Genomic DNA, 518 nt, shown 5'->3' on the forward strand with positions numbered 1-518 from the left:
AGTCGTAACAAGGTAGCCGTATCGGAAGGTGCGGCTGGATCACCTCCTTTCTAAGGAGCTCTTCGGAGCTATAAAAGACCACGGCTCATATTGCAACCGCTAGCGTTAGTCGAAGACTAGAGCTCGGTTGGCAAAGTAGAGAGTGGCAACCGTTTCTTACGCTCAAGTTCAGTTTTGAAAGAACGATTCCCGCTTAGGCGGAAAGCGTCTTTCAAACCCTTGCACCTTGAAAACTGGATAGCGAAACAAAAGCGCGAAAGAAGAAGAGTATCATCTCAGCCTTACTAGTGTCATCAAGCGTATGGTCTCCATATGCAGGCGAGGATGTATCCCTTTTGTTCGACTCGTGAATGGGAATTGCTGCGCCGTCTCTGACGGAGCCTGGCAAGGAACAGTCACCGGAGAAGCAAAAAGGAAACATCCGAGCCATGGTTAAGCTAATAAGTGCGCACGGAGGATGCCTAGGCGCCAGGAGCCGATGAAGGACGCGACGAACAGCGATATGCTTCGGGGAGCTG

Annotated in this window: 2 rRNA genes; both read left to right on the forward strand. The window is 51.0% G+C overall.

Annotation, left to right across the window (positions count from 1 at the left end):
- Positions 1-50 (forward strand): 16S ribosomal RNA (locus tag ACFO1S_RS27370); the annotation flags it as partial.
- Between the two features lie 380 nt (positions 51-430).
- Positions 431-518 (forward strand): 23S ribosomal RNA (locus ACFO1S_RS27375); the annotation flags it as partial.

It is taken from the genome of Cohnella boryungensis, assembly GCF_042651945.1.
In the GTDB taxonomy this organism is placed as follows: domain Bacteria; phylum Bacillota; class Bacilli; order Paenibacillales; family Paenibacillaceae; genus Cohnella; species Cohnella boryungensis.